The organism is Streptomyces sp. NPDC037301 (genome assembly GCF_055602785.1).
In genome coordinates this window covers 1-14,012 of the sequence record NZ_JBVJWD010000033.1, presented here as the reverse complement: position 1 = coordinate 14,012, position 14,012 = coordinate 1, and the positions used below count along the sequence as shown (strand labels likewise).

The following is a 14,012-nucleotide window of genomic DNA, read 5'->3' as shown; positions in this document are numbered from 1 at the left end:
TATAAACAACGACCAACAAAAAACCCCACAACCAACACGAAGAAAAAGACCCCCCCCCCCCCCCCCCCCCCCCCCCCCGCCCCGAGACCCCTCCCTGCACTGACCCGCCGCAAGGGGAATGGCACACAGAAGCATCCGGAATTCTGCCTGGTCAGGGCCCCGTACAACCCCGCCCCTGGCACGGTAGCTTCCAGGAAGGGCTGAGGCAGTGGACGCCACCGCCACCTGCATCTGACAACCCGGGACGCCTCCCCACGCCAATTCGCCCCTTTCTTTTCCCGATTCGAAAAGGACTCAGCCTGTGGTCATGTCATCGCCGAAAACGACTCCCAGACTTCTCGCTGTCACGGACGCGATCACCCAGGCGGGACCCGGCCTTCATATCCTGCACATCGCGCACAGCATCAACTGGCGCCATGACGAAGTGAGCGCGGAGGTCATCTATTTCGGCAACAACTTGCTCGGCACCGGCGGCCTCTCCCGCGGCGCGTTCAACCGTCTGACGGCGGTGGCGGACAGAGCGATGAAAGAGGGATTCGCCACGCTGAGCGTAATCACCCAGAAGCCAGACCACTCCGAAGCCGTCCAGCGCTACCGCATCAGCGACGACCGCGCACTGACCATTGAGAAGTACAACCTCGAACAGTACGGCCAGTACCCCGACGCCCTTGCCGCTGCCGACCGACACCGCCAGGACAAGGACGACGAGGCCCTGGCACGATTCAGCCGCGCCTGACCGTCGTCCAGGCCCGTGACTGCCCAGAACCCGGGCAGCCACGGGCCTCTCGTGCGCGGGACTACTTCACAGTGATGGCGCCCGCCGAACGCCCAGGCCCCAACCCCGACGCGCCCCCGCAAGCCAAGCCGAGCCACGAAAACGCGGCAGGCCGAGCCAACCGCCCTTGCAGAGACTCAACGAAATTGCAGGTCAGGAAGCCAATCGGCAGCCCTGGAACTCCGTAACGTTTCTCCGGACCGGCCGACGCCTCAACCCTCGCATTGAACCCTTCCACCTCCTGATGCCCGACGGAGTCGCCCCATGATCAACACAAGCCCCCGCACTTACAAGATCGTGCTCGCCGTTTACCCCATGACGCCGAGCGGCGGCCGTGGACGAGCCCGCCGGGAGACCTATCACGTCAAGGCAGCCAATCATCGGACAGCCATCGAGCAGATACTCACTCCGGTCGACTCCGTCCGGTTCTACCAACACATCCGCAGCATCGGCGTGTTGCGCAAGCCCCGGGTGTGGCTGTCTCGCACCAACGTACAACTCCTCGCCGCCACGCCGCTCGACTGACCAAGCCCGGACTCTGCCCGCCCTATCAGGTCCCACAACCTGCCCCTGAGCTCTGGAGGACCCTTTCATGAAGAAGTCGCGCGAGACTTCCCGCATCAACGGCCTGCGTCCGTGGCCCGAGAACGGCACGCTCCCCCCGGCCATCTGTCGCCTCTGCAGGCAGGACCTCGACGCGCCGGATAATCAGCTTGCCTATGGCCAATGCCCGGTATGCCGCTACTTCGTCTGCGAGCTGTGTGACGCCGGTACCGACCCGGAAACGGGCGAGGCGGTCTGCACAGACCACAAGGACCACCCGGCAGCGGCGAACTGCACCACCTACGCCTAGACCCGCCCTGACAGCGTGTCCTCACAAGAGCACCCACCCCCAGACTTTCACACCCTTCGACTTGCCTTGGAGACCCTGATGACGACCAGTGAGCACACCCCGCCCGGCACCGTGGCCCGACCCGGTCCCCGCCCAGCAGAGCCGACATGGGAAGAGGTGCTGGCGGCCCTGAAATACCTCGGCGTACGGTCAGCTGCTATCGACGCTTCAGGCACGCGCGTATCCCTCGACTTCGCCGACATGAGTCGGATTCTCGACGAGATCCCCAAGAAACGTTGGTGACCGAGACACGCGACATGCCCGTGCCCCAACTGGGTTCGGTGTCGGCCGCCTGTCCGCGCGCACAGTGCCGTGCGCGGACTGGCGGCCGTTCTGCTCAAATTTATTGAGGTATTGCGCGTCAGCGCTCCCGTGTCTATACGCCCGCCGTGGCTGGGCTGCTGCCGAACACCCGTTGCCCAGCCCCTGCGCACCCCCTGCGTCCGTGCCAGGGGTGCTTCGTATACGTTCGCATCGCGGCGCCGGGGGCATCGATCACGCGCCGCCCGTCCCGCCGGCCGCGCAATGATGCCGCCCCGCCCCTACCGCACAGCACCTGCGAGCGGATGTGTGCCGCGCCTGCGTCAACGGGTTTCAGTTCCACGCGGCCGTTCCCGCACCGTGCGGGCCGCCTCCCGCCCCGGTCCGTTCGGGAGGGGCTGACGACGCCACCGAGCCTCGCCCTCTTCTACACCATCGGGTTCTCCCTGCCCTCAGGCCCGTGTGGCGTCATGAGCTCCAAGTTTCCTGCTCTGCCAGTGTTTTGGCTGGTCAGAGGCGCACTGTCGTTGGTGTTCGAGCCATAGGTTTCGGGCTATGCCGGAAGGGCGGACAGACCGCCGGGCCACGCCCCTCCCGTACTAGCCACACGCCCGAACCGTGGCCCCCTGCGGAGCGTTGGAACCCGTTCTCTCCGCCTTCCGCAGCACACGTTCCCGACCGCCCCGCACTGCGTCACCCTGAACCGAGGAGTTCCTCATGTTTGATTCTGTCCGTCTGCCCGGGCTCGACGGTCATACCGTTACTGCTCGCCGCGAGGGTGGCCGAACGGTCGTTGAACTACGGGCCGATGGCGACCCCGACCGCCCCGACCCCCTGTACAAGGACTGGACCTACCGCACCGACGGAGCCGTCGAGTACATCGCGAAGGAGATGATCCGACTGCGCCGCGCGGCACTCGCCGAGGACGCCGCCCTGGAAGCCCTCGACAACAACACACTGTACGAGGTGCAGCAGACGGGCCAGGAACCCGTCACGATGACCGCCTACGAGGCCCGCACGATGCTGAGGCATGCCCGCGAGAAGGCCGGGCCCGAGAAGATGTGGGGGCACAACACCCCGCGCCTGCACCTGTGTCACAGCGGCGCGTTCTGGCACGCGACGATTCCCGCCTACACACGCGACGGCCATCGGGACATGTGGAAAACCCGCCATGTCAGCGTGCTGCCCCTCCTGGTGGCCCAAGCCGGACACATCATCGCTGAGGCCACAAACGACGGTCCGGTCGCGCCCGTGACCAAGCCCAGCTCCCGGACATTCGGCCCCTGGATCCGGCCGGTCCCAGACCACGACGACCAGGTGATCGTCTCCCGGGTCGGCTGCGGTCTGCATCGCCGCCCCTCGGACGCCTACCCGGCCGCCGCACGCTGGGACGAATGGATGGCGGCGTACGAGCAGGCGCTCACGGCCAAGGACTGGACCATCGTGGAGAAGACCGAGGACGGCTGGACCTACGCACAACCCGTCAGCGCCGAAAGCTGACCCTGAAGATCCCGAGCTCCCGCTTCCCCCACCAGGCGGACCCGGTGGAGCTCGGCTGCAGTTTCCCCCGTGCCGAGATCGCCTCCCACGCAGTCCGGACCGATCTCGCCAACCTGACCTGACACCGGGGCCGCGCCTTCCGCGCGGCCCCCCAACAGGCGCGACGTAATCCCTTTCCCTCACCTCAGGACCACACACCAGAGCCCGGAAGCAACCACCCGGCCCCGAACGAAAGAGACCCACCCATGACCAAGGCGCCCACCACTCCGGCAGTCCCAGCCATCGCACCCTTGCTCGCCTCAGCGCTCCCGGCACGCCACAACCGGCAGTGGACGTGCAAGGAACACCGCCACCCCCTCCACTACGGTGCCCCGACCGCCCGTCTCACCGACAACCACCGCTCGCTGCTCATCGTGCAGCCAGACATCCACCGGATCGAGGTGTTCGCCGAATACCCGGGCGATTACCCCCACACAGCCCAGGCCGTCACTGCCCTCACCGAATCCGATGCCGTCGCACACCTCACCTCGCGACTCCTCCGCGCTGTCCTCCCCGCCCTCGACCAGCGGACGATGGAGAGGCCAGACGGGTCGGCAGACTACGAAATCCGGGACCGGGAACGGCGCGGCGCGATACTCAACGAGGTCGGGCTCGCACTCCTGGACCAGGGCGCCCAACCCGCACCGTTCGAGGCCCTCGACGGATTTGGCCTTACCTGGGACAGCCAGACCAGCGGCACCTGGACACTGCGAACCTACCGCGCCTGCGCCAACGTCACTGCCTACTACGACGGCCCGCTCAACGGCCTGTACACGCTCCTTCCATCCCTTCTGCGCCCCAATGACGGCCAACCGTCCCCCGACGCCGGATCGGTCTTCACCCGCTACATGGCCGACCGGTTTCCGCAGCTCCAGCCACTCAACCGGGCCGACGTCAGCATCGGAGACAGCGACGAAGTGGTCGGCACCATCGGCCTGCCCAGCGCACCGTCGGACGAACACGCCGACGACCCCACCGATGACAACACGCGTGTCATTGCAGAGTTCGCCTCCCTGGGCGTTGATCTGCTGCTCACCGTCGCACCACACCTGCTCTGACCTCTTCGGCCCGTCATCGCGGGCCGCTCCCCGCGACGACCCCGCCGACGGCGCACCGCAGCCGAAGTACCCGGCCGCAGTGCGCCGCGGGCCTACGGCCGACACGCATGTCCGCCATATTCAGGTGTGTTGGCCGCCCCTGTCTGAGTTCGGTGTTTTCGCAGGTCGGTGGCCCGTGCCTTGGTCTGTGTAGTGCGTAGCGTTTCTCGGGTCACGGAGCGATGCCGGGAATCAACACCCCACCACCCGATATCGCGGCGCCCGCAGCGGGCAACGCGGCCTGTTCACCGCTCACCTTCGGGCGCTCGTGGTGGGTGACGTGGGTAGCAGGACCGCATCACAGCCAACCAGCTTCCCTACCTCCTCTTACTTCAAAGGGAGATCACTTTCATGTCCAACAGCACACCGCTTCCGCACGGTGCTACGCAGCACGATGCAGGGACCGTACGAAAGGGCCAGCTGACCGCCGGGGCGCCGCGCTATCACATGCGTATTGAGAACGGCGGCACCCCCGAGCGCATCGCGTCACGCGTGGCGCTCCAAGAGATCAACAACGCCATGATGGGGGAGGGCCGCAAGGCGGTCCGTGAGATGTCCGCCAGCGAAGCCCGCGGAGCCCGGGCCCGCATCATCTACAAGGACGCCCGGGGCATGGTCGTACTGCGCCCGGCGACCGCCGATGAGACCACTATGCCGTGGAAGCCCGAGGCGGAGCGCTACACCGCCGGGGACCGCGTGATCATCCGGGGCGTGTTCTACCGCGACGGCAAGCACCACGTCCTCCCGGAGTACGAGGGCGTGGTGCTTAACTGGGCCAGCCCCCACTACAACGTCCGCGCCACGGACGCAGACGAGCATGGGGAGGGAGGCGTGCGTCCGTGTCGCGTCCATGAGCTGCGCCCGCTGCCGCCGACCGTGCAGGACGTGGTGGACTCCCCGCACGACCTGTACGTCTGCGATGAGTTGAAGCACGAGGGGCTGCCCGCCGCACACGTTCGCAAGGTCGTGGGCAACCTCCGCTTCCAGAAGAGGGCGTTCCACCAGGATCCCGACGATGGCGCCATCGTCGTGGAGAACCGCCGCTACGTCCCCCAGAGTCCCCGCGACGGCGCGATACGTGAGGAGGACCTGGCCGACACCACTACCACGGCAGACGCCGACCGGCGCCGGGTGGATGTCCTCGACGTGGACGGCGCCGCGACCAAGGACACGGAGGGCGCCGCGGCCAACATGGGGCCGCATACTCACGTGCTGACCCTGCTGACCGCCGAGCGGACTGAGACGACCAGGCACGGCTTCACCTGGAACGACATACGGGAAACGGGCGCGAGTGAGCTGGGCGTGGGGGATATCTTCGTGGAGCCGACCACAGGTGCGGCGTACAGCGTGGGGGAAGACGGCACGGTGAGGGGCGCCGGCATCGCGTGGCCCACGGAGCTGGACGGCACCGCGTGGACCGTGACCGCCCGGGACAACGACGTTGTCACGGCGAAGAGCCACACAGGCCGCATCGTCACCGCGGATATCCCGCAAACGGCACGGGTGCTGCGCGTAGTCGCCGAGCCCATGGGGCTCGATCTGGCCGGACTCACCGCCTACTCCGTCGGAATCGTACGGGCCGCCCACGCCGTGGGCCTGCGCCCCGCCTGGGGAACGCCGCGCGGAAACGCCCGCCGTATCACCCTTAACGGCCCCGGCCCACACAGCCCGTTCGGCTCGATCACCATCGGAGCCAAGTCCGGGAAGGTCCTGCGCGCGGAGATCATCTACGGCAACGACCCCGACGCCCCCCACACGACAGCAAGCGGCACGAACGCCGTCCGCGCCCTAATCGGCGGCCTGTCACGCTCCCTGTGCCCGGAAGACTGCACCGCACCCAACGCCGTCGTCTGCTCGCACCGCTGAACCATCGCACCGGAAGGGGGCGCCACGCCCGGCCCCTTCCGGTACGGTGTTTTGCCTGGTCAGCGCTGTGCTCTGTGCTGTCTGTGGTCCGTAGTGTTGTTCGTGCCGGGGGAGCGGTATCCCTCAATCCCCACCCGTGTACCGCTTCCCCGGCAGCCCGCCGCGAAAGCCCACACCTGATGCGTTGCCACGCGCTCGGCCTCCGCCGATCCCAGCCCCGCCGTCCGGACCCTGCCGATTGGGTCCCACGTCTTGCCTCCGCCGTCGGGCTCCAGCCCCACCCCCCTTGCCGCGCCTGCGGCGCCGGCCCGTGCCCGGAACCGCCTGACCTACTGATGAGGACTCACCCCGTGATGAACGATGACCTGTCGATGCTTCCCGCCCACGTCCGCCTTCTCGCCAAGGACACCGCGAAGGAGCTCGGCCCTGACTGGAGGACCGAGGCGATCCTCAGCAGCGCGCTTGTAGTCCACCCCATCGGCCTCCGCGTCATGCTGGAGGACCACACCGACCACATCCGACTGACAGCCCACGTCGCCGTCAGCGTCAACCCCCGCACCCCCTTGGAGACCATCACCACAAACGTCCCGGTGACCGGTGACCACGCCCGCACCGTACGCAAGACCATCGACACCATCCGCACACAGCTCCTGCCCCACTTCGGACGCGCCGACGCCGTTGCCGGGCTGCGCGTACTGTCCCTGCCCCTGCGTGACGCCAACCTCCCCGCCGAAGCCCAGGGCAGCAACCACCGCCTCACCATCGACTACAAGCCCGAACGACTCAATGCCCGGGCCACTGAGCACCAGTACCAGGACGACGAACACCGCCCCCTCCACGTCGCCATCACATCGGCAGGGGATGACAGCACCCGGGTAGAGATCCGCATCTCACACCTGAACGCCCTCCACGCCGGACATATCGCAGCGGCCGCCATGCCGTGCGTGTACGCACCCGCTCCCATCGCTGACCACCTGCCCGTCCAGGCCCGCGAGCTCGCCGCCGAGATACCCGGGCTCACCGCCGAACACATCGTCAGCAACGAACCGCGGTACACCAAGCTGACCGACCCGTCCGGCACGGTCATAATCCGGCACGCCGTCGCGGCCTCAGACACCGGAACCCGAACATGGGCCGCTGTCTGGATACGTGACGCATCCGTCGCCACCGCCTACGCCGTCCTCACCGCCTACACCGCCCACTGACCAACCCTCCCGTGCGGCCAGGGCGCCCGGCGCCCTGGCCCTTCCGCCGACCCGCATCGAAGCACCCCGCCCGCAGCAGCGTTTTCGCTGGTCAGGGCCCCACACCGGCACAAGGCGGGGCGCTAGCGTTCACCAGGTCGGACGCAACACGCCTACTGAAGGCCGCGCTCAGAGCACCACCGCGGCGCCCGCCGGCCAGACCGCCGCCCGGGCCGAGGCCAGCCAACTCTGCTGCCCATATCGGCCCGCACCACACCCTCCAACCACGCGAGAAGAGGAACCTCTATGCCTACCGCCCGCACCCCGAAGCCCGGAACGCCCGGCGACCAGCCGGTGGAGCCCGCCCGCGACGTGAGCGAAGATGTGACGGTCGACCACGCCAAGACCACCGCAGGCAGTCTGCCAAAGCACGCCGACAACGACCTGGTGCGTGCCGCCCTGGATATCTTCGACGGGCTGGCCCTGGCGAACCTGACCGACGCCGGACACGAGGAGGCCGACACCCGCGGCGTCATGGTCGAGCCCCGCGACGCGGGCCGCATCGCCGTCTATTGGGTGTGGGGGAACCAGATCACCGAGGCGGCAAGCGGCAAGCCGTTCACCACGGAACTGGCAGCCCTGGCCAGGTTGCTGAAGAACGCCGGGTGGACCGTAGAGTCCGGAGCGGACCTGTGCGTGTTCGCGACCGCCCCCGACGCCGTGACCGTGGCCCAGGCCCGAAAGACGGTTGAGCGGACGTGGCCGCACGCTGAGAAGTTCAAGCCCTACCGCGACAAGTCCGGGACTTTCCTCGGATACACCTTCCAGATCGGGCGCTCGCACGCTGCCCGGTACGGGTGGATCACCGCGGCCGGGCAGTACGGCAAGGGATCGGAGGCGTACCGGTCCCAGGCTGAGGCCATGTTGCCCATGGCGCACCGCGACGACCAGCGGCGGGCCGCACGCGCGAGCCTGACCGAGTCCGCCCGGGCATCCCGGGAGCAGGCAGCCGCGAAGACCCGCGCCGACCGCGACACGTACCGGGCTGAGACGGACGACCGTCTGGCCGCCGAGGCTACCCGCCACGGCGTCGCCCCGTCCCAGGGCGTCCAGGACCGCATCGCCGCACGCCAAACGCCCCGTACCCTTCCCGCGGACACCGCCCGGCCCCAGATGCTCACCGCCCGAGTGGACGACGGCCCGGCGGACGGCGAGGCCCTGCCGCGGATGGTCCCGCGCTCCTGGGGCGACGGGCCGACCGCAGTCTGTGGCTTCGGACAGCACCTCGGCCCCCTGGCCGAGTACGGGCTGATGGGCACGCACAGGATGGGCGACGGCTGGTTGAACCACTGCCCGGGCATGGGCAAGCCTCCGAAGCAGGCGGACCCCTCCACCCGCACCCGCCCGGAAGCCGTGGCGTACGACGTCCCCGCCCTGCCCGCTGATGTCCCCCCGTTCCACGGCCCGGCCGGATGGGACGGCCTGGTGGCGATCTGCGGATACGACGACCACCGCGCGCCCTTGGGCGAAGACGGCAAGATCGACATTCACCACCAAGGCGAGGCGTCATGGCCGATGGAGTGCTGGGGGTCTGGCAGGTCCCCGCGGCAGAACACCGACGAGCCGACCCAGCAGGACACCGCCACAGTCCAGTACGAAGCTGTGGGCGCTACGCACACGATCGCGCTAGCCAAGCAGGGTGACCAGATCCGCCCGGTACCCGGCGGCCCGGTGCTCACCGTGACGGACGTCCAGGTTCACCCGTACTCGTCCGACTGGGTGTTCGTGACCACTGAGGAGTCGTGGCCGTTCACGCTGCGCGCTTCGGACCAGGTGGTCCACGAGACCCGCGTACGCAGCCACGACCTCCAGTGCAAGCAGTGCGGGGTGTACGTAGTCGCCGAGGTCGATGAGATCGCGGAGGGACGCCCCACGGTCCGCGTGTGCGGCCTATGCGACCACCAGACGCCCCAGATCACCGCGTAACCCGCACCGTGGCCCGCCTCCGCTGAGGACACTGTTGGTTAATTCCGCCCCACTAGATCTCATATCTCATCTGGCGGGGCGGAATGCTGCGAACGAGCTGAGGCGCAGGGCAGGGGATGCCCTGGCCGGTGAGGCGGGCGTCGATGCCAGCGATCCGAGTCAACCAGCAGGGTCCCGCGGAGCGACAGGGGTATCGGCGCGTCACCCCCGCCGGCGGAGCGCTTACCGGCGCCGCTCTACAGCGCGACAGATCCCGCCTTCCCCGCCCCAACCACCCACCCTCACTGCCAGATTGGTATTCCGGCAGGACTTCCCTCGCGCCACTGAGCCACCGCACCAGAATGGGGCCGTACCCGCCCTCTCCTGGTGCGATGTTTTGCCTGGTCACAGCGCTCGGCGGAGCCTCACCAGCGCTATAACTTTCGGACCGTGCGGGAGAGGCACATGCCCGCCACCTCATCCACACCCCGGGGCACCACTGGCAGCCCCACACCGAGAAAATCCACTACGTGAGGAGACACCCGTGGGAATCAGCATCTACGGACATGCCGCGCTCGACGCCGCGCTGCAGCGCCACAACATGAACCACGCACTCAGCACCATGACGTTGGCCGAATGGCCCGCCGTGCTCGCCGAGATCGCCCCCCTGTGGTGGGACTACAAAGGGGTCGGGTACGCAGCAATCGAATTCAAGAGCGGCTTCCACGGCGACGCCTACACCGGGCTCATTCCCCACGTCGAAGACTTCACCCGCATGTCCATCGCAGCCGTCGAGGGACTGCACCAATCCCTGTCCAAGGACCCCAAGCGCACCGAACTGTACGGCCAGCGTCACGCCGATGCGCTGCACCTTGATGTCACCCTCGAGGCGCGGGCCTTCCCCAGAGAGATGGAAACCCTGATTGCGGGCGGACACCAGGCCCGGATACCCGCCGACATACCAGTGGCCATCGCGGTGATCACCAGCCGCATTACACGGGTATCCCCTGACCACTTCTTCGGGCTGCCCGACCTGGAGACGCACTGCACGACCTTCGCTCCGATCGACCAGCGCGATGCTGTTATGGCGGCATGGCGCAACACCGTCAACTGACCCGAGCCGCAACGAACTCAGCAAGGGCACGGTGGGCACTGTCCGGCACCTGGCAAGCCGGGCAGTGCCCACGCTCATGAGAACGCCCTCTACGCCGTCTACGGCCCCGCCGCCCTCAACGCCCCTCTCCGCTCGCGGCACTCGCAGCTCAGAGAACCATCTGACAGAGCACGCGGTTCGGAGCGTTCCTACGGCCGAGCAGCCGCTCCAAATGGCACGGACATCGTCCGCAGCCGGCCGCCCGCTTTCAGTTCCAACAACGCGACCGCCCGAGCTGTTTGCCACAACCGCTCACGGCCTACGTACCACCACCATCCCGCACAGTGTTCTTGCAGGTCAGAGCTTGTCGCGCACGCGCACATCAGTCGTAGCGTTCACCACGGCCCGCGATCCCGGGGCCGCGTCATCAACGTCATCGCTGAGGAGATCCGATCATGCACGATTCCTTCTACGAACCGCCCGAGGCCTTCACCATGGAATACGCCGCCCGGGAGCGGGAGGACGACCGTACTCGTATAGGCTGGGACGACGTGTCCGAGCGGTTCGCGGATTCGCGTATTCCGGATGACTGGGACGAGGATGAGCCGGAACGCGGGCCAGAGGTCCGCATTCCAGGCATCTTCCTGGAGATGCACGCCACTGCACCGCAGGCCGCCCCCGAAGCTGTCCGTACCCTCTTGCGCGGAGTGGAGAACCTCCTGCAAGGGCGCAGCCCACACGCCCGTATCGAGGTCCCTGAAAGCCTGCTGGGCCCCCTTGCGGACTATGCAGACGAGCGCTGCAGGACATGGCACGACGGCGGAGCCGACACGTCCGCGGTCCGGGCCGCGCATGCACTGGCCATGCACGTCCGCGGACACCAGCGTCGTGCCGAACGGCAGGCCGAAGAATCTGCGGCGGCCATCGCGAGGGCGAACGCACCGGGTTGCCCCGAGGGCGACGACCGCGTGTGCCCGACGCCGACGTGCGGGTGCCCGCCGTTCTGACCGACGAAGCTCCCCAGGCTCTGGCCTCATGACAACGGTCACTCTCTACCGGCAGACCGGGCCCGAATCCGCCCGCAGGACAACAGCAGCCTTCAGGACCACGACCAGGTCCTGGAGGCCGCAGTCATGCGTGACCCGCCCCAATCTGAAGCGTCCGGGAAGCGCGAGCCCCTGTCTTGTCTTGTTGCTGACGCGATGACAGCGTTCCCGCAATGCCGCAGACGGAACGTCCCGAATCAATGCCTGCTCGTGTTTGTGCTGTTTACGGCCCGTGTCCGGTCAGGTGAACACCCCAACCTTCGAGGCGTGTTGGAGGAGCGGACGACGCCACCAATCTCCCACTCTTCCGGCCGCGGATACCGCAGGAGTCCCGTCGGCTCATGGCGCCCCACGCCCCCTGTGCCAGTTCCCGGAGCGGTCTCAGACAACAGGCCACCCTCCGCGGGGCCCGATGGCTATCGGTGCGCACCCCTGCCGGCGGAACGCTGACCGGCGCCGCCCCGCGCGAAAGATCCCCCCTGGCTCGCCCCACCTGGTCACACACACCACCAGTTCTGTATTCCCGCAGGTCAGAGTCACAGCCCGCGAGACGCGGTGGTCGTACCGTTCCATAGGTCGCAACCGACCGTTGCTTTTCACCATCCCCAGCACCCCTCCCCAGCCCCGACGAGACAGGAGACTTCTGATGAAGCAAAGCAATGCCGCCGCCGCGCGCGCAGCGGACCAATGCCACCGCCCCACGTACGCCGTCGGCGACATCGTCGAGATCACCCTGCCGTGGTCCGAGGTGTGCATGCACATGCGCGTAGCCGACAAGACGCTGCCCGTACGTATCGGCGAGTACATGGCCTACATCCAGATGCAGGGCGGAAGCGAGTCCCCGGTCACTCACGGCGAGGCCGGTCTGCTGCGCTGCACCGGTCAGCCCGGCCGCTGGTGCCTCTCCGGTACCTGATCCCCGGGCACCGTGCCGCGAAACCGCTATGAGATGGCCCGTACCCACCAAGAACGCTGGGTGCGGGCCATCGCTCATCACCCAGCCATCCCCAGCCAGCGACGTCGTCAATGTCACCCTTTGCCGTGCCCCTAGCCCCCCGACCGGTGCCGTGTTTTCGCAGGTCAGGACCGCACCCCGCCATGACATTGGTCTCTAACGTTCACCAGGCCGGACACGCCGCACCGCTTGAAGGCCGTACCCCGAGCGCCCCACCGCCGCTATCGGTCGGCCGCCCGCCCGCCCCACGGCCAGTCAACTCCGCCGGCCACATCGGCACCCCCACCCTCCGTCCACACGAGAAAGGGCCCCTCCATGCCCACTGTCCGTACCCCGAACGCCGTCAGCGTCTCGAAACTTCTCAACCGGCATGACGCGTTCTGGCGGCCGTCCCGCCTTGGCCAGAGCGGATTCGTCGTCGAGAAGGTGCACCCGCGAGTCGAGTACCTGCACGGCGGGCCGGTCTGCGTCTTCTGGACCGAGGGCTACAACCCCCGCACCGACAAACGGACCGCCGAGGAGATACACGCTGCCGCGGTCGAGAAGCAGGAGCAGATGCGCACCGTCCTCACAGACGCCGGATACGTTGTCTTCACCAAGCCCACCAGCTCACTCGTCCTTCTCGTCCTTCTCACCGCGCAGGGCGCCGCCGAGACCGCGACCGCGTCCGCGCGGGTCGACGAACTCCTCGGCGACGCGAAGCGCTTCATCATCACCACACAGAACACGCTGCGCAACGAGGGATGCCACGTAGACCGTGACCACGCGCGGGCCCAGTTCATCTTGGCCCTGCGCTACCCGCGAGACACTCAAATTGCCGCCCAGGGCAACCGAGTTGGCGTCACTGGACTGCTCGAAAACACCATGTACGTGCCGGTGCTGTCTGCCGCCAACAATGGCTCTTACACGGTTCGGCTCCAACTCGGCGACCGGAAGCCTGTCAGCCTGCACGACACCGTGGCCCACGCCCAGCAGGCCGCTGCTGACCTTGCCGCACTGTGGGAGAAGTCCGACCCCACCCAGTGGTACTGGGAACAAGACAACAGCGGCCCGAACACTAACCAGTGGGACCTGTACCGAGGCGGAGACACCGACCGGCAGCCCGGCGCCGAGCAGCCCATCGGTTGCTACATCACCGGCCCGCGCTACGAGCTGACACGCAACCGCGCCGTCCCACCCACCCCCTGAAACAGTCCCGCCCCTCGTCTGCCGCACCTGGCACGACAGTCCTCCAGCGCGCCAGCGTTCCACCGGCGGGCTCCGTACCACTGACACCGCACGGGTTGCTCGCCGGTGCGGTGTTTTCGCAGGTCAGTGCTTCGTCCTGGACCGGGCACGG

Annotated in this window: 13 protein-coding genes; all 13 read left to right on the top strand. The window is 67.6% G+C overall.

Annotated features, from left to right (window positions below; genetic code table 11):
• Positions 1-301 precede the first annotated feature (301 nt).
• The gene (locus tag ACZ7IB_RS35090) at positions 302-736 is read left to right on the top strand and encodes a hypothetical protein (RefSeq protein ID WP_470918204.1); all 435 of its coding nucleotides are present in this window, start codon (positions 302-304) and stop codon (positions 734-736) included.
• Positions 737-1,039: 303 nt separating this feature from the next.
• On the top strand, positions 1,040-1,300 hold the full coding sequence (locus ACZ7IB_RS35085) for a hypothetical protein (protein WP_470918202.1): 261 nt from the start codon (positions 1,040-1,042) through the stop codon (positions 1,298-1,300).
• A 67-nt stretch (positions 1,301-1,367) separates the two neighbouring features.
• Positions 1,368-1,628, top strand: coding sequence for a hypothetical protein (locus ACZ7IB_RS35080; RefSeq protein ID WP_470918200.1), 261 nt, complete (start codon positions 1,368-1,370; stop codon positions 1,626-1,628).
• Between the two features lie 78 nt (positions 1,629-1,706).
• Positions 1,707-1,910 (top strand): hypothetical protein, encoded by a 204-nt coding sequence (locus ACZ7IB_RS35075; protein ID WP_470918198.1) that lies wholly within the window; start codon positions 1,707-1,709, stop codon positions 1,908-1,910.
• A gap of 735 nt (positions 1,911-2,645) precedes the next feature.
• Positions 2,646-3,428, top strand: coding sequence for a hypothetical protein (locus ACZ7IB_RS35070; protein WP_470918196.1), 783 nt, complete (start codon positions 2,646-2,648; stop codon positions 3,426-3,428).
• Positions 3,429-3,673: 245 nt separating this feature from the next.
• The gene (locus tag ACZ7IB_RS35065; protein WP_470918194.1) at positions 3,674-4,525 is read left to right on the top strand and encodes a hypothetical protein; all 852 of its coding nucleotides are present in this window, start codon (positions 3,674-3,676) and stop codon (positions 4,523-4,525) included.
• 390 nt (positions 4,526-4,915) lie between these two features.
• Entirely contained in the window at positions 4,916-6,430 is a 1,515-nt protein-coding gene (locus ACZ7IB_RS35060) for a hypothetical protein (protein WP_470918192.1), read from the top strand.
• A gap of 353 nt (positions 6,431-6,783) precedes the next feature.
• The gene (locus tag ACZ7IB_RS35055) at positions 6,784-7,635 is read left to right on the top strand and encodes a hypothetical protein (RefSeq protein WP_470918190.1); all 852 of its coding nucleotides are present in this window, start codon (positions 6,784-6,786) and stop codon (positions 7,633-7,635) included.
• A gap of 285 nt (positions 7,636-7,920) precedes the next feature.
• The gene (locus ACZ7IB_RS35050; RefSeq protein ID WP_470918188.1) at positions 7,921-9,600 is read left to right on the top strand and encodes a hypothetical protein; all 1,680 of its coding nucleotides are present in this window, start codon (positions 7,921-7,923) and stop codon (positions 9,598-9,600) included.
• Positions 9,601-10,123: 523 nt separating this feature from the next.
• The gene (locus ACZ7IB_RS35045; protein ID WP_470918186.1) at positions 10,124-10,693 is read left to right on the top strand and encodes a hypothetical protein; all 570 of its coding nucleotides are present in this window, start codon (positions 10,124-10,126) and stop codon (positions 10,691-10,693) included.
• A gap of 434 nt (positions 10,694-11,127) precedes the next feature.
• Positions 11,128-11,679 carry a hypothetical protein gene (locus tag ACZ7IB_RS35040; protein ID WP_470918185.1) on the top strand — a complete coding sequence of 184 codons (552 nt, stop codon included), beginning with the start codon at positions 11,128-11,130 and terminating at the stop codon, positions 11,677-11,679.
• A 685-nt stretch (positions 11,680-12,364) separates the two neighbouring features.
• The gene (locus ACZ7IB_RS35035; protein WP_470918183.1) at positions 12,365-12,634 is read left to right on the top strand and encodes a hypothetical protein; all 270 of its coding nucleotides are present in this window, start codon (positions 12,365-12,367) and stop codon (positions 12,632-12,634) included.
• A 354-nt stretch (positions 12,635-12,988) separates the two neighbouring features.
• On the top strand, positions 12,989-13,861 hold the full coding sequence (locus ACZ7IB_RS35030; protein WP_470918181.1) for a hypothetical protein: 873 nt from the start codon (positions 12,989-12,991) through the stop codon (positions 13,859-13,861).
• The last annotated feature ends 151 nt before the right edge of the window (positions 13,862-14,012 follow it).